This is a genomic window from Ferrimonas sediminicola (assembly GCF_005116715.1).
Classification (GTDB): domain Bacteria; phylum Pseudomonadota; class Gammaproteobacteria; order Enterobacterales; family Shewanellaceae; genus Ferrimonas; species Ferrimonas sediminicola.
Window position 1 is genome coordinate 304,261 of sequence record NZ_SWCI01000001.1, and the last position, 25,426, is coordinate 329,686.

Consider the following 25,426-nt stretch of genomic DNA (forward strand, 5'->3'; position numbering starts at 1 on the left):
GTTACAGCTGTTTCCGCTGATTGGATGGAGCGATGCCGAGGGCTTCCCTGTACTTGGCGATGGTCCGTCTCGCCACCTTGATGCCCTGTTCTGCCAGCAGCTCCGCCATTTTACTGTCGCTGAGAGGCTTTTTAGGATTCTCTGCAGCAACCAATTTTTTAATTAAAGCACGAATTGCCGTCGACGAGCACTCGCCGCCGCTGTCCGTGCTCACATGACTGGAGAAGAAGTACTTCAGTTCGAAGATTCCCCGGGGGGTGTGCATGTACTTCTGGGTGGTGACTCGGGAGATGGTGGACTCGTGCATGTCCACCGCCTCGGCCACGTCGTTGAGCACCATGGGCTTCATCGCCTCGTCGCCGTACTCAAGGAACCCCTGCTGGAACTGGACGATGCAGTTGGCCACCTTGAGCAGGGTATCGTTGCGGCTCTCCAGGCTCTTGAGGAACCATTTGGCTTCCTGAAGGTGGCCCCGGACGAACTGGCTGTCGGCGGAGCTGCGGCTGTTGCGGCTGAGGGCGGCATACTGCTCGTTGATGCGGATCTTCGGCATGGTGTCCGGATTGAGCTCGACCACCCAGCGCCCCTTGCGCTTGGATACGGCCACATCGGGAATGACGTACTGATCGTTGTCGCTCACCAGGGCACTGCCGGGCCTGGGGTTGAGGGTCTGGATCAGCGCCATCGCTTCCTTGAGCTCCTCCTCCTTGAGGCGGGTCTTGCGCATCAGGCCGCGGAAGTCGCGGTTGGCCAGCAGATCCATATGGTCGCGGATCAGCATCTTCGCCTCTGCCAGCCAGGGGGTCGAGGCGTCAAACTGGCTCAACTGGACCAGCAGGCACTCAGCCAGATCCCGGGCGCAGACACCAACGGGGTCGAAACGCTGCACCCGCTTGAGGACAGCTTCCACCTCGTCCAGTTCCAGTTCATCGTCCCCCTGGGCTTCGAGGATATCCTCGGCGCTCTGAGTCAGGTAACCGCGCTCGTCGGTGGCATCGATGATGGCCACGGCGATGGCGCGGTCGGTGTCGGACATGGGGGTCAGCTCCATCTGCCACAGCAGATGGTCCTGGAGGCTGTCGCTGGTGCTGCCCTGAAAAGGCATGTCGTCCTCGCGGCTGGCCATGGGGGCGGGCGAGGAGGTGTAGTATTCGTCCCAGGAGGTGTCCACCTGCAGATCATCCGGCAGGTCGGTCTGGCTCAGGGCTTCGCTGGTGTCCAGGCTGGCGGCTTCCGGGGCGGGTTCGAGCTCGTCGCCGCCGCCGCCGAGATCGGGGGTGTCCGGGTTGGCGGGGTTGAACTCCTCCTCGACCTCAAGCAGGGGATTGGCATCCAGGGCCTCCTGGATCTCCTGCTGGAGATCCAGTGTTGACAGCTGCAGCAGGCGGATCGCCTGCTGCAGCTGCGGGGTCATGGTGAGCTGCTGTCCCAGCTTCAGCTGTAGGGAAGTCTTCATTTACAACAACCTGTCCTTATTCCTTCTAGTTCTTTCCGGTTGCATGCCTGGTCTCGAGTTCAAATTACTATAGCTTGAACTGGTCGCCCAAGTATACCGAGCGCACCAGCTTGTTCTCGAGGATGGCGGCGGGTTCACCCTGGGCGATCAACTCGCCGTGGCTGACGATGTAGGCGTGTTCGCAGACGTCCAGAGTTTCACGGACATTGTGGTCGGTGATCAGCACCCCCAGCCCCCGATCCCGCAGATGCTGGATGATCTTCTTGATGTCGATTACCGAGATGGGATCCACTCCGGCAAAGGGCTCGTCGAGCAGAATGAATTTGGGGTCTGCGGCCAGGGCTCGGGCGATCTCCACCCGGCGCCGCTCTCCGCCGGAGAGGCTCATGCCGAGGCTGTCGCGGATGTGAGTGATGTTAAACTCCTCCAGCAACTGCTCCAGCTTCTCCACCCGCTCGGTCTGGCTCAGGTCCTTGCGGGTCTGCAGCACCGCCATCAGGTTGTCGTACACCGACAGTTTGCGGAAGATGGAGGACTCCTGGGGCAGGTAGCCGATTCCCTTGCGGGCCCGGCTGTGCATCGGCAACAGGGTGATCTCCTCGTCGTCGATCAGGATGCGGCCGCGGTCGTTCTGCACCAGCCCCACCACCATGTAGAAGGTAGTGGTCTTGCCGGCGCCGTTGGGTCCCAGCAAGCCGACGATCTGGCCGGTGCTGACCTCCAGGCCAACGTTTTTCACCACTTCCCGGCCCTTGTAGGCCTTGGCCAGCTTCTCAGCGGTCAGAGTTGAACGGGTCATTGCTGCGTCTCGCCCTGTTTCTCGCCCTTGGGCTCGGTCAGTGATTTCAGGTCAGCCTCGGCGGGCTGGAAGATGGTGGTGATCTGCTCATCCTCACTGCCTTCGGCCACCAGCATCTGCTTCTCCAGGTCGTACTGGATGCTGTCTCCCTGAACCAGGCTGCCGGACTGGCGCATTTCGGCCTTGCCCTTGAGGGTCAGGATCCGCTTCTGGATGTCGTAGCGGATCTCATTGGCCTGGGCTTCCGCCAGCTTGCCGTTCTCCAACATCTGCTGGTAGGTGGCCGGCGAGCCGGACGCGATCAGGGTGGTGACCACCTTGTCGTCGGTGGCTTCGGCGCGCAGTTCGTCGGCGTTGATCAGCAGGGTGCCCTGAGTGATGCGCACCCGGCCGGAGTAGATCACCATGCCATTGGGCAGGTCCGCCCGGGAGTTGTCGGCCTTGACCTCCACCTTCTGGAGGGTGTCGCTGTCGAGGGCGGCGGCGCCGGTGCTGCCCAGCAGCATCAGGGCGGCCAGCAGCAATTTAACGGGTTTCATAGATGGCATTTACCTGACTCTTCAATTCAATCCGGTTCAAATTCAGATCCGCCCACAACCCCTTGGCGGTGATGCGAAAGCCTTCACCCTGGCCCACAATCTGCCGGTTGGAGGTCATGATCATCGTCTCCAGGTCCAGCTCCAGATAGTCGGTGGTGATGGTCTTCAGGGGTTCGTTGGGCTCAATGGAGGTGATGATAACATCATTTTCCAGTACCACGTGGCGGCCATCGCTCAGCTGCCCCTGGCTGGCCTGGACCCGCCACTTTCCCTGGCTGTTTTCAGGATAGAGCAGATAATCGGGCTGCTGCAGCCGGGTCAGGGCCAGCGCCTGGTAGTGCTCCATCTCCTCGGCGCTGATCTCTGCGCTCAGTCGGCCGGTGTTGGCGTAGACGCGGCTGCGCAGATTCTCGGCGACGAAGTCCGGCTGGTAGCTGGGCTTGATGTCCGCCTGGGTCTGATCCTTCATCACCATGGAGCGCCAGGTCAGCAGGATGGCAGCACCGAACAGGATGGCGATGGCGATCCCTTCGCGTTTCATACGCTCATCCCTTTGGCACCCTTGAGGGTGCCCTGGGCTTCCATGATCAGGTCACACAGCTCACGTACGGCACCGAAGCCGCCACGCGCTCGGGTTACCAGGTGGGCCTGTCGCAGCAGCAGAGGGTGGGCATCGGCCACCGCCACCGCCAGCCCGGTGAGCGCCATCACCGGTGCGTCCACCAGATCATCGCCGATGTAGGCGCACTGGCCGTCGCTTACGCCCAGCCGCGATTTCAGCTCCTCATAGGCGGCGACCTTGTCCTCCACACCCTGGTAGATGTGGGCGACGCCCAGGGCCGTCATCCGGGTCTGAACGATCTCGGATCGGCGCCCGGTGATCACCGCCACCTGTACGCCGCTGTTCTGAAGAGCCTTGACCCCGAAGCCATCCCGGGTGTGGAATGCCTTGAGCTCCTCGCCCTGGTTGCCCAGATAGATGCGGCCATCGGAGAAGACGCCGTCGACGTCACACACCAGCAGCCGGATGGCGCCGGCGCGCTCCAGGTTGTCCCGGGAGACCGGGCCATAGAGGGTGTCGGTCATGGTCATCACAGTACTCCCGCTTTCAGCATGTCCATCATATTCAGGGCGCCGACCGGGCGCGCCTGGTCGTCGATGCGCACCAGGCCGTTGATCTTGCGCTCCTCCATCAGTTTCAGGGCCTCGGCGGCCAGGATGTTGTCCTTGAGGGTGATGGGGTCGCGTGTCATCACCTGGCCTATGGTGCTGCTGTGGATCTCTACCCGGGCATCCAGCACCCGGCGCAGGTCGCCGTCGGTGAAGATGCCGGTGAGCCGCCCCTGCTCGTCGATGACGCAGGTCATTCCCAGCCCCTTGGCGGAGATCTCCAGCAGCGCCTGGGACAGGGGCATCTGCTCGGTGACACAGGGGAGCTGCTCGCCGGTATGGGTCAGGTCATCCACCCGCATCAGCAGCTTGCGCCCCAGTGCCCCGCCCGGGTGGGATAGGGCGAAATCGTCGGCGGTGAATCCCTTGGCCTGAAGCAGGGCCACCGCCAGGGCATCGCCCATCACCAGGGTGGCGGTGGTTGAGGAGGTGGGGGCCAGGCCGAGGGGGCAGGCCTCCTGCTCCACCTTGATGCACAGGTGCACCTGGGCCAGGCGGGCGAGGGTGGAGTCGGGGCTGCCGGTCATGGCGATCACCGGAATGCCCAGGCGACGGATCACCGGCATCAGGGTCATGATCTCTCTGGCTTCCCCGGAGTTGGAGATGGCGATGACCACGTCCTGTTCGGTGAGCATCCCCAGGTCGCCGTGACTGGCCTCACCCGGATGGACGAAAAAGGCGGGGGTGCCGGTGCTGGCCAGGGTGGCGGCAATCTTGTTGCCCACGTGCCCGGACTTGCCCATCCCCATGACGATCACCTTCCCTTGGCAGGCGAGCATCTGCTGACAGGCGGCGACGAAGCTGTCGTCGATGTACTGCTGCATCCCCTGCAGGGCTTCGATCTCCACATTGATCACTTGGCGTCCCCATTGACGCAGTTGAGAGGGGTTGGTCATGGTGTTGCTTTGCTCCTTTAACCCGCCTGAGTAAACAGCATGCCCTGATAGGCGATAAATACAACCAGAAGGATCAGCCCTTCGGCCCGGCTCAGTACCTGGCGCTTCTTCATCCACAGCAGCAGCAACGGGGCCAGGCTGGTGGCCATCATCATATAGAGGTCGCGGCCGGCGGCGTTGGCGTCCACCGGACCCGGTGCCAGCAGCGCCGGAACGGCCAGCACTGCCAGTATATTAAACAGATTGGAGCCCACCACGTTGCCGATGGCCAGGTCATCTTCATTCTTGAGGACACCGGCGATGCAGGCGGCCAGCTCAGGCAGACTGGTACCGATGGCGATGATGGTCAGGCCGATCACCAGGTCCGACATGCCGAACCACTGGGCGATGCCGACGGCGCCGTCCACCATCCAGTTTGAAGCCAGGGGCAGCAGCGCCATGCCCAGAACCAGCCATACCAGGGCCATGGGGGTGGAGAGATCCCGGGGAATCTCCTCGTCGCTCTCCCGTCCAAGGGGGTCGCTGTCGCGGTTCTGCCAGGCCTGGACACACAGGTAGCCGAGAATGATCACAAAGGCGGCGGCCAGCAGCAGGCCGTCGGTGCGACTGAGATCGAGGTCACTCAGCAGGTAGCCAGCCAACAGGGTGCCGGCCATCATCAGCGGCATCTCCCGTTTGAGGGTGGAGCTGCTGACGACCAGGGGTCTGAGCAGTGCGGTGGCGCCGAGGATCAGGGTGATATTGGCGATGTTGGATCCCAGCACATTACCTATGGCGGTATCCCCGCGACCCTCCAGGGCGGCCGTGGCGGACACCATCATCTCCGGGGCGGAGGAACCCATGGAGACGATGGTCAGGCCGATGATCAGCGAGGGCAGTCCCAGGTTCCGGGCAATGGCGGCGGCGCCGTAAACGAATCGGTCGGCGCTCCACACCAGCAGGGCCAGCCCGCCGGCCAAGAGTAACAGGTTGAGCAACATGGTCGAGAAATACCTGGCAGTATAAGAGGCGCATTGTCGCCTGAACACTTTGAAAAGAAAAGGGCGCGGCCGGATCGGAGGGGAAATTTGCGGGGCGTGTGCCCCGGGATGACCCTCATCCGCCGCTGGGTCGGAGAACACCTGTGCTACTCGGCGGCGGCCAGGGCAACTGAACCGAAGCTGAATCATGGGGGGAGGGTGCTGTTTTGTTGTTAAATTTCGTCCCGATTCTTGGTAATCTGGCCCATTACGATCTGACGTCGTGTCTGAATTGAGGGAATAACGTTCTAAGTGGATATTCAACGCAACCTGATCGAGGTTGAAGGGCTGACCTTCAGTCGTGGCAACCGTCGTATCTTCAAAGGGCTGAGCCTGGTGATCCCCAAGGGTAAGGTGACCGCCATCATGGGGCCCAGCGGCATCGGTAAAACCACTCTGCTCAAATTGATCGGCGGCCAGTTGCAGCCGGATTCCGGGCGGGTGCTGTTCGACGGTGAAGATCTGCACAGAGCGGGGCGCCAGGACCTGTTCCGCATGCGCCGACGCATGAGCATGCTGTTTCAGTCCGGGGCGCTGTTCACCGACATGTCGGTCTTCGACAACATCGCCTTTCCCCTGCGGGAACACACCCAACTGAGTGAGTCCCTGATTCGCAAGCTGGTGCTGATGAAGTTGGAAGCGGTGGGGTTGCGTGGCGCGGCCGGCCTGATGCCGTCGGAGCTGTCCGGCGGCATGCAGCGGCGGGCGGCGTTGGCGCGCGCCATCGCCCTCGAGCCGGAGCTGGTGATGTATGATGAGCCCTTCGCCGGCCAGGACCCCATCTCCATGGCGGTGCTGGTGAAACTGATCAAGGAGCTGGGACAGGCCCTGGATCTGACCTCGGTGGTGGTCAGCCACGATGTTCAGGAGGTGCTCTCCATCGCCGATTACGCCTACGTCATCGCCGACGGTCGGGTGATCGGCGCCGGTGACAGCCAGAGCCTGCTGGCGGACGGTTCGCCCCAGTTGACCCAGTTCCTTCGGGGAGAGGCGGATGGTCCGGTGGCCTTCCACTACCCGGCTCAGGATTATCAACAGGAGCTGATGCACAAATGATCCTTGAATCTGTAGCCCGGTTGGGCGCGACGGGGCTGAAGACCCTCGGTTCGCTGGGCCGTGCCGGAGTGATGTTGTGGGGTGCCTTGGTGCATCGCCCGCAGCCCGCGAAGATGTGGCCACTGCTGGCCCGCCAGATCTACAACGTCGGCGTGCTATCCATGCTGATCATCCTGGTCTCCGGCCTGTTTATCGGTATGGTACTGGGCCTGCAGGGCTACACCATCCTGGTGGATTTCGGTACCGAAGACAGCCTGGGCCCCATGGTGGCGCTCTCCCTGTTGCGGGAGTTGGGCCCGGTGGTGACGGCGCTGCTGTTTGCCGGACGGGCGGGCTCCTCCCTGACCGCGGAGATCGGTCTGATGAAGGCCACCGAGCAGCTGGCCAGCCTGGAGATGATGGCGGTGGATCCCCTGCGACGGGTGATTGCGCCGCGGTTCTGGGCCGGGGTGATCTCCATGCCTCTGCTGACGCTGATGTTTGTCGCCGTGGGCGTTTGGGGCGGACACCTGGTTGGGGTTGAGTGGAAAGGGATCGACAGCGGTGCCTTCTGGTCCATCCTCCAGGCCTCGGTGGAGTGGCGCCAGGATATTGTTAACTGCCTGATTAAATCTGTCGCCTTTGCGGTGGTGGTGACCTGGATCGCCACCTACAAGGGCTACAATGCCGTCCCCACTGCCGAAGGGCTGGGCCGGGCCACCACGGATACCGTGGTCCACGCCTCCCTGGCGGTACTGGGACTGGATTTTCTGCTGACCGCATTGATGTTTGGAAACTAGCATGACGAATAGAAAACTGGAGTTGGCCGTAGGTGCATTTCTGGCGGCCGGATTGATCGCCTTCCTGGTGCTGGTGTTCAAGGTGGCCGACATCGATCCGAGGTCTCACACCAATGTGTACTACCTGACTGCCAAGTTTGACAACATCGGCAGCCTCAAGGAGCGCTCGCCGGTGAAGGTGGGGGGCGTGGTGGTTGGCAGGGTGGCGAAGATCGATCTCGATCCCGAACTGCTGATCCCCGAAGTCACCCTGGCCATCGAGAGCCGTTTCAACCAGTTCACCGACAACAGCAGTGCCTCCATCCTCACCTCGGGTCTGCTGGGGGAGCAGTATATCGGCCTGACGCCCGGGTTTATGGATGATGAATCTGAGATCCTGGCTGATGGAGACCGTCTGGAGGACACCCGCAGTGCCATGGTGTTGGAGGAGCTGATTGGCCAGTTCCTCTACAGCGCCGGTAAAGAGTAACGGAGGAGCAGATGCTGAAACGGGTTTTACAACTGGGTCTGGTGCTGCTGATGGCGGCGGGTCTGCCCGCCTGGGCCACTAACTACACCAACCCCTACGAGATGATGCAGCAGGTGGCGGACAAGGCGTTTGCCCGGCTGGCGGAGGAGCGGTCGGCCCTGGAGCAGGATCCCGACAAGGTTCGGGTCCTGATCGATGAGGAGCTGCTGCCCTACATCGACTATAAGTACGCCGCCTACAAGGTAATGGGCCAGCAGGCCCGCCTCGCCACCAGAGAGCAGCGGCAGGCGTTCACCGAGCAGTTCAAGGAGTACATGCTGGCGACCTTTGCCAACGCCTTCAACAAATACAACGACCAGACCCTGGAGTTTGCGCCGGAACAGCCCTATCAGGATGCCAAGATCGTCGCCATCAACGTCAAGTTGATCGAAAAACAACGAGAACCGGTGGATCTGCAGTTCAAGGCCCGTAAAAACAAGAAGGGTCACTGGAAAGTATTTGATCTGGTTGCCGAAGGCATCAGCCTGCTGGCTTCCCAGCAGGCGGAGCTGGGCGGGCTGATTCGTCAGAACGGCATCGAATCTGTCACCGCACAGTTGGCGGAGCGCAATCGACAGGGTATTGTGGCCACCACAGGACAGAGCCAATGAGTGCCACCGCTTGCGTCCAGGGGATCCGTCTGAGCCTCAACGGTCGGCTGAACCTGGATTCGGTGCCCTACTTCACCAAGCCCGGACATAACCCCCTGACCGACGCCGTCACCGAGCTCGATCTCAGTGGATTGAGCCACTGTGACAGCGCCGGTGTGGCCCTGCTGATTCAGTGGGTGGCCGAAGCGAATGCCCAGGGCCGCACCCTGACCCTGGTGGCGGTGCCCGACAAGGTGAAAGCGCTCCTTGAGCTCTACGATATCGAATTCTTAACACTCGCCATCGGGCGGGAGGGAGAGGGAAATGCAGAACAGTGAAGTGGCCGACCTGCTGAAGGACACCATGAGCCTGGAGGAGGTGATCGTCACCTCTGAAGGCACCCACTATAAGGTGATTGCCGTAGGCGAGGTGTTCGACGGCATGAGCAAGGTAAAACGTCAGCAGGCGGTCTACGGTCCGCTGATGGAGAAGATTACCGACGGGACTCTGCACGCCTTGACCATCAAGGCATTCACGCCAGCGGAGTGGCAACGCGAAAAGATGTTCAACCTCTGAGTGTGATTGATTCAGCGTGGATAAACTGCAAATTCGGGCAGCCGGTCCCTTAACCGGCGACGTGACCATCTCAGGAGCCAAGAACGCCGCCCTGCCGATCCTGATGGCAACGGTGCTGGCGGATGATGAGATGCGCATTGGCAATGTTCCCGCCCTGAGGGATGTGAACACCAGCTGCCAGTTGCTGCGTCAGCTGGGGGCCGAGGTCAGCGAACTGAAACAGGGGGTGGTGGCGATTCGTCCCCAGAGTATCGACCAGTATGTGGCGCCCTATGATCTGGTCAAGACCATGCGCGCCTCCATCATGATCCTGGGGCCGCTGCTGGCCAAGTTCGGTCGGGCGGATGTCTCCCTTCCGGGCGGCTGCGCCATCGGAGCCCGTCCGGTGAACCTGCACATTCACGGTTTGCAGCAGATGGGCGCCGACGTGGTGGTGGAGGAGGGTTACATCAAGGCCCGGGTCGATGGCCGCCTGAAAGGGGCCACCATCCTGATGGACATGGTCTCCGTCACTGGCACCGAGAACCTGATGATGGCGGCCGCCCTCGCCGACGGCGTCACGGTGATCGAAAACGCCGCCCGTGAGCCTGAGGTGGTGGATCTGGCCAACTGCCTGAACGCCATGGGCGCCGACGTCCGTGGCGCCGGAAGCGACACCCTGGAGATTCACGGTGTTGAACGACTCTCCGGCATCCATTATGACGTGATGCCCGACCGCATCGAGACCGGCACCTACCTGGTGGCCGCCGCCGCCACCCGTGGCCGCATCGTCTGCCGTCGCGCCGCGCCGGAAACCATGGATGCGGTACTGCTGAAACTGGAGGAAGCCGGTGCCGTCATCGAGCGTGGTGAGGACTGGATCTCTCTGGATATGCAGGGAAAGCAGCCTAAAGCGGTGGACGTGAAAACCGCACCTCATCCGGCATTCCCCACGGATATGCAGGCACAGTTCTGTGCCCTGAACGTGGTGGCGGAGGGGGTCAGCAGGGTGACCGAGACCATATTTGAGAACCGCTTTATGCACATCCCTGAGCTGCAGCGCATGGGAGCGAGCGTGGACCTGGAGGGGAATACCGCGATGATCAAGGGCGGTGCCCGCCTCACCGGCGCCCAGGTGATGGCCACGGATCTGCGGGCCTCCGCCTGCCTGGTGATCGCCGGCCTGGTGGCAGAAGGCACCACCACAGTGGATCGCATCTACCACCTGGACCGCGGCTACGAGCAGATCGAAGCGAAGATGGCGGGCCTGGGGGCGGACGTCACCAGAGTGTCCTGATCGCGATGAGCGTCGTGGAAGCCGGCCCCTGGGCCGGTTTTTTTTTGTTCACCAATTCGCTCACGTTTTTTTCACATGCCCGGGTTAGGATCTCCGTTGGAGATATCGTCAAATCAAGGAGGTAATGATGAAGGATAATCCACAACGGCTGTCGTCGCTCTCGGTGCTGCTGCATTGGCTGGTCGGCATCACCTTTATCCTGCTGTTGTCGGTGGGGATCCTCATGGAGGAGACCGACGCGCTGGCCCTCTACCCGCTGCACAAATCGGTGGGGATGCTGCTGCTGGCGGCCGCCGCAGTGCGGATGCTGTGGCGGGCTGGCAATGGCTGGCCGGTCCCCCTTGGCCAGCCTGGTGCCATGGCGGTGGTCACCGCCCGAGCGGTGCACTGGATGTTGATCATCGGTACCGTACTGATGCCGCTGTCCGGCATGTTGATGTCCGGTGGCGGGGGTCACGGGTTGTCGCTGTTTGGCCTGGATCTGCTGGCGGCAAACCCCGATCCGCTTAATCCCGGTGAGGTGATTCCGCTGAGTCGGTCCCTGGCCGGTGTCGGCCACGAGTTGCATGAGATCGGCGGCAACCTGATGATTGCCGCCATCCTGCTGCACGTTATCGGCGCCCTCAAACACCACTTCATCGATCGGGACGCCACCCTGACCCGGATGCTGGGCCGGACGCCGAGGTAGAGGTCCGGATCCGGCTCATGGGGTCCTGCCGCTGTGGTAAGCTGATCCCATGAACCTCACCCATGAACAGTGCGAGCGGGCCCGCCTGGCCCGCGATAGCCGCTTCGACGGCCGCTTCTTTACCGCGGTGATCAGCACCGGCATCTACTGTCGGCCGGTGTGCCCCGCGCCGCCCCCCAGGCCGGAAAACGTTCGGTACTTCGCGAATGCCGCGGCGGCCGCTGCCGCCGGTTTCAGGCCCTGCCTTCGCTGCCGCCCCGAAAGCGCCCCGCTGAGCCCCGCCTGGCGGGGCTGTGAAACCACGGTGGACAGGGCGTTGACGCTGATCCACGACGGTGAACCCGGGGAGACGCTGGCGGGGGTGTGCGAGCGCCTCGGGGTGAGCCAGCGCCACTTGCGCCGCCTGTTCCAACACCATCTCGGCGTGTCGCCGCTGGCCTATGCGCTGAACCACAGGTTGCTGTTTGCCAAGCAGTTGCTTGCGGAGAGTGAGTTGTCGGTGCTCGATATAGCGCTGGCGTGCGGCTTCAACTCCCGGCGGCGTTTCAACGACGCGTTTGTGGGACAGTTCCGGCTGACGCCGACCCGGGTACGTCGCGGTGAGTCGGGTGTCGGCCAGGGGTGTACACTGACACTGAGTTACCGTCCGCCGCTGGACTGGTCCCGTATGCTGGCGTTTCTGGCCCTCAGGGCACTGCCCGGCGTCGAGGTGGTCGAGGACGATCGTTACCGCCGGGCGTTTCGTTGGCAGCAGGCCAGGGGGTGGTTCGAGGTCGCCCCGGTATCGGGCAGAGACGCACTGGGGCTGACGCTGCACTGCGACTCGCCCAGGGCGATACGCCCCGTGGTGCAACGGGTGCGGCGGGTACTGGATCTGGACCTGGACCCGCTGGAGCTGACCCGGCACCTCAGTCAGGATCCGCTCCAGGCGCCGTTGTGGCTGGCGCAGCCGGCTTGTCGGTTGCCCGGGGTATGGAGCGAGTTTGAGGCGGTGGTGCGTGCCCTGGTCGGGCAGCAGATCAGCGTCAAGGGGGCGCGGACCATCCTCAGCCGGCTGTGCCGCCGCTTCGGTGATCCACTGCAGGGGCCCGGCCTGGCGCGGCTGTTTCCTGAACCCGCCGCACTGGCCGGGGCGGATCTGTCCGGCCTGGGGCTGACCCGGCCCCGCGCCGGTTGGATAGCGGCGATTGCCCAGGCCTATGCCGAGGGGTTCAGTGCCGGAGAGGGGGATCTGGTCTCCAGGGTCAACCGGCTCAAGACCCTGAAGGGGGTGGGGGACTGGACCGCGCACTATGTGTGCATGCGGGCGTTTGGCGAAAGCGACGCCTTCGTGGCCACGGACCTGGGGCTGTACCATGCCCTGGGCCTGACGCGGGGGACGGCGGCGCAAACCCTGGCCCTGGCTGAGCCGTGGCGCCCCTGGCGCGCCTATGGAGTAATGGCACTGTGGCATTCACTGGGAGAGAGAGCATGAAATACGACACCTGGGACAGCCCCTGGGGGGAGATCCTGGCGGCGGTGTCCGACAGGGGACTGGCGCTGCTGGCGTTTCAGCAGGGGACGCAGCCGGCGACGCCACCACCGGAGTGGCACAGGGACCGGGAGGCGTTGGCCGAGGTGCGTCGCCAGTGTCGGGAGTATGCCGAGGGCCGCAGGTCGACGTTTGAGCTTCCTCTGGATATGACCGGCACCGAGTTCCAGCGCCAGGTGTGGCAGGCGCTGACCACCATCCCGGCCGGTGCCACGCGCAGCTATGGGGAGATCGCCCGGCAGATAGGCCGGCCCAAGGCGGTCCGGGCGGTGGGGGCCGCCAATGGCCGCAATCCGGTCGCCCTGGTGGTGCCCTGTCACCGGGTGATCGGGGCATCGGGCAGTCTGACCGGCTACGCCGGAGGGGTGGATCTGAAGGCGGCGCTGCTGCGACACGAGCAGCGGCTGGCATAGACAAAGGGCTCAACTGAGCCCTTTGTCCTGTTTGGGTTATCGCTCCGGTCCCTGGTAGGGCGGTTTCTCACCGATGGTGACCGGCAGCTGCAGCCGTTTGCCGTTGCGGATCAGGGTCAGGTTGACCTCGGTGCCCGGCGGGGTCTCGGCGATGTCATCCATCATGGCATTGACCCCGTTCAGGGGCTGACCGTTGAGCTCGATCACCACGTCCCATTGGGCCAGGCCGGCGCGGAACGCGGGGCCACCCCGGTCGATGCCGGTCAGGACCACTCCCTGCAGATCCGTCAGTCCCAGGCTCTGGCTGGCATTGAAATCCAGATTCTGGGCAGCCACTCCGAGGTGACCGCGGATCACCCGACCATCCTGGATCAGCTTCTGCATCACCTTGTAGGCCAACTGCAGCGGGATGGCGAAGTTGATCCCCAGCCCGCTCTCGCCACCGACGTTGTAGTTGGCGGTGTTGACCCCGACCAGATAGCCGTCGGCGTCAACCAGGGCACCTCCGGAGTTGCCCTGGTTGATGGCGGCGTCGGTCTGAATAAAATCCTGATACTGAGAACTCAAGCCGGTGCGTCCCGTGGCACTGACGATCCCCTGGGTGATGGTCTGGCCCAGGTTGTAGGGATTGCCGATGGCCAGCACCGCATCGCCGACCTCGGTGGTCCGCTTCAGGTCAAAAGGGATGCTGGGCAGGCTCTGGCCCTCGGTGTTGAGGTAGAGCACCGCCAGATCTGTCCAGGGGTCGGCGCCGATCATCACCGCCGATCCCCAGCGCCCGTCCTGAAGGGCCACGTAGATCAGGTCGGCCCGACTCACCACATGGTAGTTGGTGAGCACATAGCCGTCCTCGCGCATGATGATGCCTGAGCCCAGGCCGGCGTCCGTCGACTGGCTGGGATTCTGGGGATTCTGGCTGCGGGTGTAGATGTTGACCACCGCCGGTGACGCCCGCTTGACCGCGTGGGCGAAGCTGTTGCGTCCCACCTGGCTGGTGGGCCAGTTGAGATCCGGCAACTGCTGCCGCAAGTTGGGGCTGATCAGGACAATGGCCGCCGCCAGCACCAATCCGGCCAGAATGGGTTTAGCAATGTAGAGGAGTAGCCTTGCCATAGTGCCGAGGGTCCAATGAAAAACAGCAGGATAGCATATCCGGGGTAAGAGAAAAAAAGCCGCGGTCGGACCGCGGCTTCGTCTCAGGTTGAAGGACTATCGGACGATCAGGTACATGTTGGCGTTGTCCCGGCGAATGTTCAGTGCCAGGGCGCCTTCATAATCCTCCAGCAGCTTGCGCAGCGCCTTGAGGCTCTGTACCCGTTCACGGTTCACCCCGAGGATGATGTCACCCTTACGCAATCCCTGGCGGGCGGCGGGAGAACGCTCCTCCAGTTCGGTAATGGCCACACCCTGGATGCCATCCTGGTTATAGGTGGAGAGCTTGGCGCCCTCCAGGGCAGGATGAACCACGCTGGCCTTGACGTTTTCGCCCTCGGCTTCGCTCAGGGTGACATTGACGTTTTCCTGGTCGCCGTCACGGATAATGCCCAGCTTCACCTTGGAGCCGGCGCCCATGGTGGCTACCTTGGCGCGCAGTTCGGCGAAAGTGCGGATCTTGCGGCCGTTCACGGAGACAATGATGTCGCCCGCCTTGAGGCCCGCCTTGGCGGCGGCGGAATCGGGCACCACCTGGCTGACGAAGGCGCCATGCTGGGACTCCAGGCCGAACAGCTTGGCGGTCTCGTTATCCAGCTCCCGGCCCAGGACCCCGAGGACGCCCCGGCGCACTTCGCCGTACTCGATGATCTGTTCCGTCAGCCCCTTCACCATGTCCGAGGGGATGGCGAAGCCGATGCCGACGTTGCCACCGCTGGGGGCCAGGATGGCGGTATTGATACCGATCAGCTCACCGTTGAGGTTCACCAGCGCGCCGCCTGAGTTGCCGCTGTTGATGGCGGCATCGGTCTGGATGAAGTTTTCCAGGCTCTCGATATTCAGGCCGCTGCGCCCCAGGGCGCTGACGATGCCGGAGGTGACGGTCTGACCCAGGCCGAAGGGGTTGCCGATGGCCACGGCGAAGTCGCCTACCCTGAGTTCGTCAGACTTGGCCAGCTTTACCTCGGTCAGATCGCCGGCCTCCACCTGTAGCAGCGCCACATCGCTGCTCTGATCGGAGCCGATCAGCTTGGCTTCAAACTCGCGCCCGTCGGCCAGGCTGACCAGGATCTTGTCGGCACCGTCGATAACGTGGTGGTTGGTGACGATGTAGCCGTCCTCGGCGTCGATGATCACCCCGGAACCCAGGCCGCGGAAGGGTCGCTCCTGCACCCGCTCACGGGGAGCATTGGGGCCGAAGAAGTAACGGAAGGGCTCGGGGATCTCCTGACGGGAGACATGAGTTCCCGACACGGATACCGAGACCACCGCCGGGGCGACCTGTTCAATCATCGGGGCCAGGCTGGGCAGCTGCTGTCCGTCAACAGCCAGGGGCAGGGCGGCCTGGCTGGTGGCTGGAAACAGAGATAAACCGGCAGACAACAAAGCGGCGGTCAAAACAGCGACAGACTTTTTCATCTATAAAAACTCTCCGTATATCAGCAAATTTGTCTACTTGCTTTCGGACAGTCTGTCGCCGTTTTAGTTCCGCCTGTTAGCTGACTTTTTTGTTGGGGGTGATGATGCCGTGGGAGCCTTGGACATAGTCGTTGGGCTGGAACTCCTCGCTGGAGATCATCACCGGCTCGGGTTGATGCAGGGGCAGTTGGGCGGTGGACAGCTGCTCATTGAACAGGTGAGATGCCGAGTCGTTCCACAGCTTGTTGGCCTTGTCCAGGTTCTGGCTAAGTTGCAGCAGGGTGGCGTGGGACTGCTCGAAATAGTCGGCCATCTCCTGGCGCTGCTGCTCGAGATCGAACCTGGCGCTCTCCAGGGCCTTCTTCAGTTGCGGAGTCTCCTCGGCGCTGCCACCGCTCTTCCAGCGGACCAGGTAGCCCACACCGGCACCGAGGATGAAGGCTAATGCAATCCAAACTTCGTTCATATCTTCTCCATGGCGACCCCTGCGCTCGGGTCTGAATACTTGAGGGTATTGTACTTGTTATAGAACAACTATACATCGGCTGTGCCCTCCGTGGTACCATGCGACCCCAAAGCTTAGACCAGTTGAGAGGGCAAAGGACGTGCCGCAGGCGACCCCCTTAGAGCGTTATCAGGCGGATCTGCAACGGGCAGATTTTCATGAAGACCCCGCACAAAAGCAGGCGGTTGAACACCTGCAGTCCCTGTATGAGAAGCTGATCGAGCGCCGGCAGGCCTCCAGGCCCGGACTGCTCTCCCGGTTACTGGGTCGCAGTGCCCTCCCGGTCCCGGTCCAGGGCCTCTACTTCTGGGGCGGGGTCGGTCGGGGCAAGACCTATTTGGTGGACACCTTCTACGAGGCGCTGCCCATCGAGCGTAAGTTGCGCATTCATTTCCACCGATTCATGCACCGGGTCCACCGGGAGCTGGACCGGGCCAAGGGGCAGGCCAACCCCCTCGAGGCGGTGGCGGCGGCACTGGCTGCCGAGGCCGAGGTGATCTGCTTCGACGAGTTCTTCGTGTCCGACATCACCGACGCCATGCTGCTGGCGGGGCTGCTCCGTGCCCTGTTTGAACGAGGCGTGGTGCTGGTGGCGACCTCCAACATCCCCCCGGTCGACCTGTACCGCAACGGTCTGCAGCGTGCCCGCTTCCTGCCCGCCATCGACCTGATCGAGACCCACTGCCGGGTGGTCAATGTGGATCACGGCATCGACTACCGCCTGCGGGCCCTGGAGCAGGCCGAGATCTTCCACCACCCCCTGGATGAGGCGGCTGAGGCGAATCTGCACCTTTACTTCGAACAGTTGGCGCCGGAGCCGGGCCGGATTGGCGGCACCATCGAGGTGGAGGGACGCTTTATCCCGGTACGTCGCGAGGCGGACGGGGTGGTGCTGGCGGATTTCCTGGCCCTGTGCGACGGTCCCCGCAGCCAGGTGGACTACATGGAGCTGGCCCGTTGCTACCACACCGTATTGATGAGTGGGGTGACCGCCATGGGGGCGCAGTTGACCGGCGATGACATCGCTCGCCGTTTCCTGGCGCTGGTGGATGAGTTCTACGAGCGGGGCGTTAAGCTGATCATCTCCTGCGAGGTGCCACTGCAGGCGATCTACGCCGGCGGCGGCCTGGAGTTCGAGTTCCGCCGCTGCCTGAGCCGGCTGCAGGAGATGCAAAGCCACGACTACCTGGCGCGTCCGCACCTGCCCTGACCCGGATCCTGGGTCGATCCCCGCCTAGCGGGTCAAAACCGTCGTTTTTCATCAAAAAACGGGTGATTTTTGGCTCGCCTTACTCTATAATTCGCGCCCTGCCCACGTTACGAATGGTTGATTATTCAACCAGACACTCGGTTTGCGACGTGTTCGAAGGGGCACGGAAGAAACCAACATAGCGTACGGTGTCGGCCCCGACATTGTACTGATGTGTAACAGCTAATTTGGGTTATTAGTTAGATGAAAACCTTTACTGCAAAGCCAGAAAGCGTTCAGCGTGACTGGTTCGTCATCGATGCCGATGGCAAAACTCTGGGTCGTCTGGCCACTGAAGTTGCTCGTCGCCTGCGCGGCAAGCACAAGCCTGAGTACACCCCTCACGTTGACACCGGTGACTACATCGTGATCATCAACGCTGAGAAAGTTACCGTGACCGGTAACAAGTCTCAGGACAAGATGTACTACAGCCACTCTGGTTACCCTGGCGGTATCAAAGAGATCAACTTCGCTGATCTGCAGGCTCGCAAGCCTGAGATGATCATCGAGAAAGCGGTTAAGGGCATGCTGCCGAAGGGTCCTCTGGGCCGCGCCATGTTCCGTAAGCTGAAAGTGTACGCCGGCGCCGAGCACGCACACGCTGCTCAACAGCCTCAAGTACTAGACATCTAATACGGAGATTTTGGCAATGGCACAAACTCAATACTACGGCACTGGCCGCCGCAAGAGCTCTACCGCTCGTGTATTCATCAAAGCTGGCAGTGGTAACATCACTGTAAACAAGCGTTCTCTGGACACCTACTTCGGTCGTGAGACCGCTCGTATGGTTGTTCGTCAGCCTCTGGAGCTGGTGGACATGCTGGAGAAGCTGGACATCTACGTAACCGTTCAGGGCGGCGGTACCACCGGTCAAGCCGGTGCCATCCGTCACGGTATCACCCGTGCCCTGATGGAGTACGATGAGACTCTGCGTCCTGTTCTGCGTAAAGCTGGCTTCGTTACTCGTGACGCCCGTGAGGTTGAGCGTAAGAAAGTTGGCCTGCGTAAAGCACGTCGTCGTCCTCAGTTCTCCAAGCGTTAATTCGCCTGGAACTTCGGACTGGAAAACCCGCTGCCTGGCAGCGGGTTTTTTTATGCCCAATGGAAAATGGCGCGCAATCTGCTGTTTTGTAAAGTTATCTTGTTCTCATGTTTCCAAATTATTGTTATTCAGAACAATATCCCCACGGAAAGTATGATCTATCTCTAATTTTTCTATATAATGGGCGCGCGACCGAGCTTTAACGGTACCTGAAGCCCTTATTTGGGCGACTGTCCGCTCGGAAAGACTAAAAAATAAGCAGACCCCAATGGGAGATTTAGTGGATGAGCAATGCGCCTGTCGATAATGGACGTCGCAGATTCCTGACCGCTGCTACAGCCGTAGTGGGCAGTGTCGGCGCCGCTGCTGTTGCGGTTCCATTCATCAAGTCATGGAACCCGAGTGCCAAGGCCAAAGCCGCCGGTGCTCCAGTAGAAGTCAACATCAGTAAACTGGAACCAGGCCAGCTGTTGCGTGTCGAGTGGCGCGGCAAGCCGGTGTGGATCGTACGTCGTACCCCTGAGGTGCTGGATGGCTTGACCAAGCTGGCCGAACAGCTGCGCGACCCGGACTCGGTTGAGCCCCAGCAGCCCGAATACGCGCAGAACGCCTTCCGCTCCATTAAGGATGAGTATTTTGTCGCCGTAGGCCTGTGTACCCACCTCGGGTGCTCTCCCACCTACATGCCGGACACCTTCTCCCAGCAGGTCGAAGGGGTCGCCTCCGGTTTCTTCTGCCCCTGCCACGGCTCCAAGTTCGACTTGGCCGGGCGGGTATTCCAGGGCGTTCCTGCCCCGCTGAACCTGGTGATTCCGCCCCACAGCTACGTGAATGAGAACACCATCCTGATCGGTATTGAGAAGGGGGCGGCCTGATTATGAAAAAGATCATTGACTGGATCGACGAGCGGATTCCGATGACGGCCACCTACAACAAGCATGTTGGCCAGTATCCCGCTCCTAAGAACTTCAACTTCTGGTACTACTTTGGCTCCCTGGCGATGCTGGTACTGGTGAACCAGCTGCTCACCGGTGTGTGGCTGACCATGAACTACGTGCCCACCGCCGAAGGCGCCTTCGCCTCGGTGGAGTACATCATGCGTGATGTGGAGTATGGCTGGCTGCTGCGTTACATGCACTCCACCGGCGCCTCCGCGTTCTTCGTGGTGGTGTACCTGCACATGTTCCGCGGCATGATGTATGGCTCCTACCAGAAGCCCCGCGAGCTGCTGTGGATCTTCGGCATGCTGATCTTCCTGATCCTGATGGCCGAAGCCTTTATGGGTTACCTGCTGCCCTGGGGACAGATGTCCTACTGGGGAGCCCAGGTGATCATCTCCCTGTTCGGTGCCATCCCGGTGATTGGTGACGATCTGACCCTGTGGATCCGCGGTGATTACGTGGTCTCCGGCGCGACCCTGAACCGCTTCTTCGCCCTGCACGTGATTGCCCTGCCGCTGGTGCTGGTGGTGCTGGTGTTCCTGCACATCATCGCCCTGCACGAGGTGGGATCCAATAACCCCGACGGCATCGAAGTGAAGAAGAACAAGGGACCCGATGGCTGGCCCGTGGACGCCATCCCCTTCCACCCCTACTACACCGTGAAGGACATCATGGGCGTGGCGGGCTTCCTGATCCTGTTCTGCTACGTGCTGTTCTTCATGCCCGAAGGGGGCGGTTACTTCCTGGAGCGTCCCAACTTCGAGGCCGCTAACCCGCTGAAGACGCCGCCTCACATCGCCCCGGTGTGGTACTTCACCCCGTTCTACGCCATCCTGCGCGCCATTCCGGACAAGCTGCTGGGTGTGGTCGGCATGGGCGCTGCCATCGGCGTGCTGTTCGTCCTGCCCTGGCTGGATCGCTGCAAGGTGAAGTCCATCCGCTACCGCAGTGTCCTGCATAAGCTGAACCTGGCCCAGTTCGTAGTCTGCTTCCTGGTTCTGGGCTACCTGGGCGCGGTACAGGCGACCCCGACCCTGACCCTGCTGGCCCGCATCTGTACCCTGGGTTACTTCGGCTTCTTCGTCCTGCTGTTCGTCTATAGCAAAAACGAGAAGTGCAAACCGGTTCCAGAGAGGGTGACAGGCTAATGAAAAAGGTATTCGCAGTATTGATCGCTTGCCTGCCGGCCCTGGCCTACGCCGCCGGCGGCAGCAACGAACACGTGGTCAGCGCCAACATCGATCTGACCGACAAGGACTCGCTGAAGCGCGGCGCCCAGGCGTTTATGGATAACTGCAGCGGCTGTCACAGCCTGCAGTACCAGCGCTATCAGCGTATCGCCGACGATCTGGGCATGACCGAACAGGAGGTTACCGCCCTGATCCACACCGATGCCAAGGTGGGTGAGCAGATCACCAGTGCCATGAGTCGGGACGACGGTGCCAAGTGGTTTGGTGCCGCCCCCCCGGATCTGACCCTGGAAGCCAGGCTCAAGAGTCCAGATTGGATCTACTCCTATCTGAAGTCCTTCTATGTGGATGAGAGCCGCCCGTTTGGCGTCAACAACCTGGTGTTCCCCTCGGTGGGGATGCCCCACGTGCTGGAGGGCCTGCAGGGGACCCCGGTACTTCAGGAGGATGGCACCATCGTCGCTACCGGCGGCGCGCTGACCGCCGAGGAGTACGATGAGTATGTCCGTGACATCACCAACTTCCTGACCTATACCGGCGAGCCGGTGAAGCTGGAGCGTGAGCGTCTGGGCAAATGGGTGCTGGGCTTCCTGTTTATCTTCTTCATCATCGCCTACTTGCTGAAGAAGGAATATTGGCGAGATGTACACTAATCGCCAATAACAGGTTACAATCTACCTCTTGCGCAGTTGGGGGCGGTCTCGCCCCCAACTGTTTTACCGTTTCTGAAAGAGTTTGGAGGATTCGATGGCTGTTGCTGCCAATAAGCGCTCTGTAATGGCACTGTTTTCCGGTGCTAGTGATCTGTACAGCCACCAAGTGCGCATCGTGTTGGCTGAGAAGGGCGTGGGTGTCGAGGTGATTCAGGTTGACCCCAACCACCTGCCGGACGAACTGGTGGAGATGAACCCCTACAACAGCGTACCGACTCTGCTCGACCGTGAGTTGGTTCTGTACAACTCCCGTATCATCATGGAGTATCTGGACGAGCGGTTCCCTCACCCCCCACTGATGCCGGTCTACCCCGTTTCCCGTGGTCAGAGCCGTCTGATGATGTACCGCATCCAGAAGGACTGGTATGCCCTGGCTGAGCGTATCATGCGTGGCGACCGCGCCGAGCCGGCGCGCAAGGAGCTGACCGAAAGCATCCTTGGTTTGGCGCCTGTGTTCGCCGAAACCCCCTACTTCATGAGCGAAGAGTTCACCCTGGTGGATTGCTATCTGGCGGCCCTGTTCTGGCGTCTGCCACAGCTGGGCATTGAACTGAGCGGCCGCGGCAGCAACGAGGTCAAGGCCTACATGACCCGTGTTTTCGAGCGCGAATCCTTCAAGGCATCGCTGACCGAAGCGGAACGCGAGCTGCGCATTGGTGTCTGAGCTGAGCCCACAACGCCCCTATCTGCTGCGGGCGATGTATGACTGGTTGGTGGACAACGGCCTGACCCCCCACCTGGCGGTCAGCGCCGATCTGCCCGGGGTGGTGGTGCCTCGCCAGTACGTCAAGGAGGGCCAGATCGTCCTCAACGTCGCGCCCCACGCCGTGGGTAATCTGCAGCTTGGCATCGACGAGGTGCGTTTCAATGCCCGCTTTGGCGGTCAGCCCCAGGCCCTGGTGCTGCCTCTGTATGCCATTGATGCCATCTACGCGCGCGAGAATGGCGCCGGAACCCTGTTCCCGCCGGAAGAGGCCTACGAGCAGGCATTGCTGGAGGATGAGCCGTTGCCCGAGCCATCGGCAACCGAATCCGAGCCCGAAGCCGAGACCCCGCCGAAGCGGCGACCCAGCTTGCGGGTGATCAAATAGAACGACGCGGCCCAGGCCGCGTTTTTTTATGGTCGTTTCCCGGCAAAGGCTTCGGAAATGCAGAGCCTCTTTTCGGGAAAACGCCAAGCTGCAGCCCGGTGCCGACCAACTCAGTTGAGCAAGTGTGATCGGGGTCACAAATGTGGTTCCGGAAGCTAAAGTTTTTCGGCAAAGGCCGAGTTCCCTGCTATCCGGCCAGCTCTCTGAATAAACCTCATTTATTCCAGTTGGTTAACCAAAAGAATCGGGCTGTCGGGGAAACCGGCGTCGGTTAACGTTTGTGCAAAGCTACGTTAAACATGTCTATAAATCACTCAAATGTCGGGCTGTTTTCATGTCAATGGTCAGGTTTTGAGTGGTTTGTCCAGAAAGTGAGCCATCAGTATTCTGTTTCCCAGTTATCTCTGCGCACCTTTGGGTTTGCGCGAGCCTAGTCATCAATATTCAGACAGCAGATAAAGGCAACTCCCCATACTCGGGAGACGCAAAGCCACCGGCCATCGGCCCTTGCCGATTGGCGGCGGAGCTACCTCATGTCTGGCACCGATCTTCCGTCCCGGGTTGAAGATCCTGCCCATGCGCCTGCCCTATCTGCCGACAGTTGGAGAATCAGACTTGAATCGGCAACAAGATCAGAATTCGGACGGTATCATCCCCTTGAAGGCCCTGTTTGGGGCGGCCCTGTTGACCTTTACCCTGAGTGCCTGCGGCGGCTCCAGTGGTGGTGGCAGCAACCCGGACCCTGACCCGGAGCCACCGCCGGTGATCCCCGACCCGGATCCCGAGCCGGACCCGGACCCGGAGCCAGACCCAGAGCCGGAGCCGGAGCCGGACCCAGAGCCGGAGCCGGAGCCGGACCCAGAGCCGGAGCCGGACCCCGAGCCGGACCCCGAGCCGGAGCCGGACCCCGAGCCGGACCCTGCGCCCGACCCAGGGCCGGTTCTTCAGGGCGATGCGGTCTACTTTAGCGGTCAGGGGGCTTATGGCGAGATCGCCGACTGGCGCGCCGATGGCGAGTTTCGGGTGGTGGCCTGGCTGGACCGGGTGAATGCGGAGCCCTCCGCCAAAACCGTGCTGGTGTCTGACGATGATGGCGACTACCTCTCCTTCAGCCACGACAGCGTCGAAGGCCGATGGAACGGCAACACCGTGTCGCTTACCGGTCCATTCGAGTTCAATCGTACCCGCTATGTGGAGATCACCGTTGACGACGGCAAGCTCAGCGCTTCCGATGGTGAGAGCCAGGCCAGCGTCAGCGATGGTGCCGTGGACGCCGATGCCGCCACTTACCGCTGGCTCTATCGCCTGCAGGACAGTTACTCCAGTGGAGGGCTGCAGGCCCTGGCCCTGGTGGATCTGGACAATGCCGACAACACCCGCACCCTGATCTTCGACCAGGACAGGGGGGTGATCGCCTCCGGGAACGGGGCCGAGAGCACCCATCTGCTGCATGGCCTGGGCAGTGGAGACTGGCACCCCATCGATACCAATGTGTCGCCACCGCTGCCCCACGTGGCCAGTCAGGCGGATTGGGATGCGGAGTTTGCCAGGAGCTACTCCGGCCAGCGGCCGCTGATTGGCACCACCAACGGCAACGATGAGAAGAAGTTCGCCTGGCAGGGGCACTACTGGATGCGCGCTTACGTACGCATGGCCGAGACCTATGGTGACAGCAAGTACCTGGATTACGCCGTTGAGCTGGCGGACCACATGTTCAACTACACCGACGAGAAGCGGGTGGAGCGTGGTGAGCTGAATATCCATAACGAGCCCTACCAGGGGCTGGCACCCAAGCTGTATCTGAATACGCCCGGCCTGCCGGTGCCCGGCTGGCGCAGGCCCTATAACGGTGCCTGGCGCAATGAGGCGCTCACCGACGGCATGATCCTCAATGCCATCATGAGGCTGGTGGATCACATCAAGAGTGAGAATCTCAGCCAGTATATGGAGCGGGCCGACTACTACATCGAGCGTGCAGAGCGGATTGTACGCGCCCACGACAGCTCCTACAGCACCACCAAAAATGGTGCCATCCAGGGATCCTACTTCTATGTGAACTACAAGAATGAGGACTATGGGGACGGCGGATTGTTCTCCAATCCCCTGCCGTTCAACCACAACATGACCCTGGCAACCGCGATGATCTTCCTGGACAAGTGGGGGCAGGGAAACGGTGATCTGGGGCAGAAGGCCCGGGAGATCCTCGGCTTCTACATGGATAATCTGAGGATGGAGGCCAATAACCTGTGCAACTGGGACTACCAGTTCCTGGCCAACGGCGGAGGCAAGATGGAGGACTTCAACCACGCCCACCTGGATGTCGGCTTCATGGTAGTGGCACGACAGGAGGGGCTGCTGGAGAGCGATGAGCCGCTGCAGTGTATGGCCAACACCCTGGTCCAGAGGGTATTCCGGGCACCCGCCATGGCCAGCTTCGGCGTTGACGGCAGCGGGATCAGCTCCACTTGGGACCAGGTGGCTATCGGCTACGACTGGATTGACCTGCAGGAGGTGGATCCCAGGGTCGGACAGGTGGCCGAGCACATTCTGCGTCACTACGGTGATCTGAGCTGGTACCGCCCCTACCTGGCGGCGGCCAACACCCTCTACTGGCGATCCCGGAGCCAGTAACCCGAGAGGCACTCCCCGGCGGGGCCACCCTGTGTGGCCCCGCTCTCATTTTGCGGCGGTAGGGGTTGTCAGTTTTTCCACAGGCGGAATCTTTCAGGGTAACCAACTAAAAAATAAGTGTAATGGCCCGAATTTACTGGCTTTGACTCCGATCTTGCTTCCTTGACAATACTCGCTTTGTGTCCATAAACTTGGTA

29 protein-coding genes and 1 riboswitch are annotated in these 25,426 nt (G+C 61.6%); of the genes, 19 read left to right on the forward strand and 10 right to left on the reverse strand.

Annotated elements, in window-relative coordinates; genetic code table 11:
• Position 1 precedes the first annotated feature (1 nt).
• The 7 genes from FCL40_RS01375 to FCL40_RS01405 all read right to left on the reverse strand — a co-directional run bounded on the left by FCL40_RS01375 (position 2) and on the right by FCL40_RS01405 (position 5,840).
• Positions 2–1,456, reverse strand: coding sequence for an RNA polymerase factor sigma-54 (locus FCL40_RS01375; RefSeq protein ID WP_136850599.1), 1,455 nt, complete (start codon positions 1,454–1,456; stop codon positions 2–4).
• Between the two features lie 67 nt (positions 1,457–1,523).
• A complete protein-coding gene (lptB, locus tag FCL40_RS01380; protein WP_136850602.1) occupies positions 1,524–2,255 on the reverse strand; it encodes an LPS export ABC transporter ATP-binding protein in 732 nt (243 codons plus the stop codon).
• Complete coding sequence (gene lptA / locus FCL40_RS01385) at positions 2,252–2,794, reverse strand: lipopolysaccharide transport periplasmic protein LptA (protein WP_169306962.1); 543 nt, start codon at positions 2,792–2,794, stop codon at positions 2,252–2,254. The genes lptB and lptA overlap by 4 nt, the downstream gene beginning before the upstream one ends.
• A complete protein-coding gene (gene lptC, locus FCL40_RS01390) occupies positions 2,781–3,335 on the reverse strand; it encodes an LPS export ABC transporter periplasmic protein LptC (protein WP_136850604.1) in 555 nt (184 codons plus the stop codon). The genes lptA and lptC overlap by 14 nt, the downstream gene beginning before the upstream one ends.
• Entirely contained in the window at positions 3,332–3,880 is a 549-nt protein-coding gene (gene kdsC / locus FCL40_RS01395; RefSeq protein ID WP_205729074.1) for a 3-deoxy-manno-octulosonate-8-phosphatase KdsC, read from the reverse strand. The genes lptC and kdsC overlap by 4 nt, the downstream gene beginning before the upstream one ends.
• A 5-nt stretch (positions 3,881–3,885) precedes the next feature.
• On the reverse strand, positions 3,886–4,860 hold the full coding sequence (locus FCL40_RS01400) for a KpsF/GutQ family sugar-phosphate isomerase (RefSeq protein ID WP_136850606.1): 975 nt from the start codon (positions 4,858–4,860) through the stop codon (positions 3,886–3,888).
• A 17-nt stretch (positions 4,861–4,877) separates the two neighbouring features.
• Positions 4,878–5,840, reverse strand: a complete 963-nt coding sequence (locus FCL40_RS01405; RefSeq protein WP_136850607.1) for a calcium/sodium antiporter — start codon at positions 5,838–5,840, stop codon at positions 4,878–4,880.
• A 297-nt stretch (positions 5,841–6,137) separates the two neighbouring features.
• On the opposite strand from FCL40_RS01405, the gene FCL40_RS01410 reads away from it, so the two are divergent.
• The 10 genes from FCL40_RS01410 to FCL40_RS18860 all read left to right on the forward strand — a co-directional run bounded on the left by FCL40_RS01410 (position 6,138) and on the right by FCL40_RS18860 (position 13,296).
• Positions 6,138–6,935: an ATP-binding cassette domain-containing protein gene (locus tag FCL40_RS01410; RefSeq protein WP_407644135.1), complete on the forward strand. Its 798-nt coding sequence runs from the start codon at positions 6,138–6,140 to the stop codon at positions 6,933–6,935.
• Positions 6,932–7,714 carry a lipid asymmetry maintenance ABC transporter permease subunit MlaE gene (mlaE, locus tag FCL40_RS01415; protein WP_136850610.1) on the forward strand — a complete coding sequence of 261 codons (783 nt, stop codon included), beginning with the start codon at positions 6,932–6,934 and terminating at the stop codon, positions 7,712–7,714. The genes FCL40_RS01410 and mlaE overlap by 4 nt, the downstream gene beginning before the upstream one ends.
• Before the next feature lies 1 nt (position 7,715).
• Positions 7,716–8,183, forward strand: coding sequence for an outer membrane lipid asymmetry maintenance protein MlaD (gene mlaD / locus FCL40_RS01420; RefSeq protein WP_136850612.1), 468 nt, complete (start codon positions 7,716–7,718; stop codon positions 8,181–8,183).
• Positions 8,184–8,194: 11 nt separating this feature from the next.
• On the forward strand, positions 8,195–8,833 hold the full coding sequence (locus FCL40_RS01425; RefSeq protein WP_136850614.1) for an MlaC/ttg2D family ABC transporter substrate-binding protein: 639 nt from the start codon (positions 8,195–8,197) through the stop codon (positions 8,831–8,833).
• A complete protein-coding gene (locus FCL40_RS01430; RefSeq protein ID WP_136850615.1) occupies positions 8,830–9,150 on the forward strand; it encodes an STAS domain-containing protein in 321 nt (106 codons plus the stop codon). Before FCL40_RS01425 ends, FCL40_RS01430 begins: the two co-directional genes overlap by 4 nt.
• Complete coding sequence (locus tag FCL40_RS01435; RefSeq protein ID WP_136850617.1) at positions 9,137–9,388, forward strand: BolA family protein; 252 nt, start codon at positions 9,137–9,139, stop codon at positions 9,386–9,388. The genes FCL40_RS01430 and FCL40_RS01435 overlap by 14 nt, the downstream gene beginning before the upstream one ends.
• A 16-nt stretch (positions 9,389–9,404) precedes the next feature.
• Positions 9,405–10,664: a UDP-N-acetylglucosamine 1-carboxyvinyltransferase gene (murA, locus tag FCL40_RS01440; protein ID WP_136850619.1), complete on the forward strand. Its 1,260-nt coding sequence runs from the start codon at positions 9,405–9,407 to the stop codon at positions 10,662–10,664.
• 127 nt (positions 10,665–10,791) lie between these two features.
• Positions 10,792–11,352 carry a cytochrome b gene (locus tag FCL40_RS01445; protein WP_205729067.1) on the forward strand — a complete coding sequence of 187 codons (561 nt, stop codon included), beginning with the start codon at positions 10,792–10,794 and terminating at the stop codon, positions 11,350–11,352.
• A gap of 49 nt (positions 11,353–11,401) precedes the next feature.
• Positions 11,402–12,826: a DNA-3-methyladenine glycosylase 2 family protein gene (locus FCL40_RS01450; protein WP_136850622.1), complete on the forward strand. Its 1,425-nt coding sequence runs from the start codon at positions 11,402–11,404 to the stop codon at positions 12,824–12,826.
• Positions 12,823–13,296: a methylated-DNA--[protein]-cysteine S-methyltransferase gene (locus tag FCL40_RS18860; protein ID WP_136850624.1), complete on the forward strand. Its 474-nt coding sequence runs from the start codon at positions 12,823–12,825 to the stop codon at positions 13,294–13,296. Before FCL40_RS01450 ends, FCL40_RS18860 begins: the two co-directional genes overlap by 4 nt.
• Before the next feature lie 36 nt (positions 13,297–13,332).
• Here the strand turns inward: FCL40_RS18860 and degS are convergent, their stop codons facing one another.
• The 3 genes from degS to FCL40_RS01470 all read right to left on the reverse strand — a co-directional run bounded on the left by degS (position 13,333) and on the right by FCL40_RS01470 (position 16,333).
• Positions 13,333–14,409, reverse strand: coding sequence for an outer membrane-stress sensor serine endopeptidase DegS (degS, locus tag FCL40_RS01460; protein WP_136850626.1), 1,077 nt, complete (start codon positions 14,407–14,409; stop codon positions 13,333–13,335).
• Positions 14,410–14,505: 96 nt separating this feature from the next.
• A complete protein-coding gene (locus FCL40_RS01465) occupies positions 14,506–15,867 on the reverse strand; it encodes a Do family serine endopeptidase (protein ID WP_136850628.1) in 1,362 nt (453 codons plus the stop codon).
• A 76-nt stretch (positions 15,868–15,943) separates the two neighbouring features.
• Positions 15,944–16,333 carry a ZapG family protein gene (locus FCL40_RS01470; RefSeq protein WP_136850630.1) on the reverse strand — a complete coding sequence of 130 codons (390 nt, stop codon included), beginning with the start codon at positions 16,331–16,333 and terminating at the stop codon, positions 15,944–15,946.
• A 139-nt stretch (positions 16,334–16,472) separates the two neighbouring features.
• On the opposite strand from FCL40_RS01470, the gene zapE reads away from it, so the two are divergent.
• The 9 genes from zapE (at position 16,473) to FCL40_RS18640 (ending at position 25,229) form a co-directional block, all read left to right on the forward strand.
• Positions 16,473–17,582 (forward strand): cell division protein ZapE, encoded by a 1,110-nt coding sequence (zapE, locus tag FCL40_RS01475; RefSeq protein WP_136850632.1) that lies wholly within the window; start codon positions 16,473–16,475, stop codon positions 17,580–17,582.
• Between the two features lie 243 nt (positions 17,583–17,825).
• Entirely contained in the window at positions 17,826–18,254 is a 429-nt protein-coding gene (gene rplM, locus FCL40_RS01480) for a 50S ribosomal protein L13 (RefSeq protein ID WP_136850633.1), read from the forward strand.
• A 16-nt stretch (positions 18,255–18,270) separates the two neighbouring features.
• Positions 18,271–18,663 carry a 30S ribosomal protein S9 gene (gene rpsI / locus FCL40_RS01485; RefSeq protein ID WP_136850634.1) on the forward strand — a complete coding sequence of 131 codons (393 nt, stop codon included), beginning with the start codon at positions 18,271–18,273 and terminating at the stop codon, positions 18,661–18,663.
• Between the two features lie 284 nt (positions 18,664–18,947).
• Positions 18,948–19,538, forward strand: coding sequence for a ubiquinol-cytochrome c reductase iron-sulfur subunit (gene petA / locus FCL40_RS01490; protein ID WP_136850636.1), 591 nt, complete (start codon positions 18,948–18,950; stop codon positions 19,536–19,538).
• A gap of 2 nt (positions 19,539–19,540) precedes the next feature.
• Complete coding sequence (locus tag FCL40_RS01495; protein WP_407644129.1) at positions 19,541–20,752, forward strand: cytochrome b; 1,212 nt, start codon at positions 19,541–19,543, stop codon at positions 20,750–20,752.
• On the forward strand, positions 20,752–21,447 hold the full coding sequence (locus FCL40_RS01500; RefSeq protein ID WP_136850640.1) for a cytochrome c1: 696 nt from the start codon (positions 20,752–20,754) through the stop codon (positions 21,445–21,447). Before FCL40_RS01495 ends, FCL40_RS01500 begins: the two co-directional genes overlap by 1 nt.
• Before the next feature lie 94 nt (positions 21,448–21,541).
• Positions 21,542–22,171, forward strand: coding sequence for a stringent starvation protein SspA (gene sspA / locus FCL40_RS01505; RefSeq protein WP_136850642.1), 630 nt, complete (start codon positions 21,542–21,544; stop codon positions 22,169–22,171).
• On the forward strand, positions 22,164–22,598 hold the full coding sequence (locus FCL40_RS01510) for a ClpXP protease specificity-enhancing factor (RefSeq protein WP_205729068.1): 435 nt from the start codon (positions 22,164–22,166) through the stop codon (positions 22,596–22,598). The genes sspA and FCL40_RS01510 overlap by 8 nt, the downstream gene beginning before the upstream one ends.
• A 450-nt stretch (positions 22,599–23,048) precedes the next feature.
• Positions 23,049–23,132, forward strand: a riboswitch (cyclic di-GMP riboswitch).
• A gap of 81 nt (positions 23,133–23,213) precedes the next feature.
• Positions 23,214–25,229, forward strand: a complete 2,016-nt coding sequence (locus FCL40_RS18640) for a hypothetical protein (RefSeq protein ID WP_205729069.1) — start codon at positions 23,214–23,216, stop codon at positions 25,227–25,229.
• The last annotated feature ends 197 nt before the right edge of the window (positions 25,230–25,426 follow it).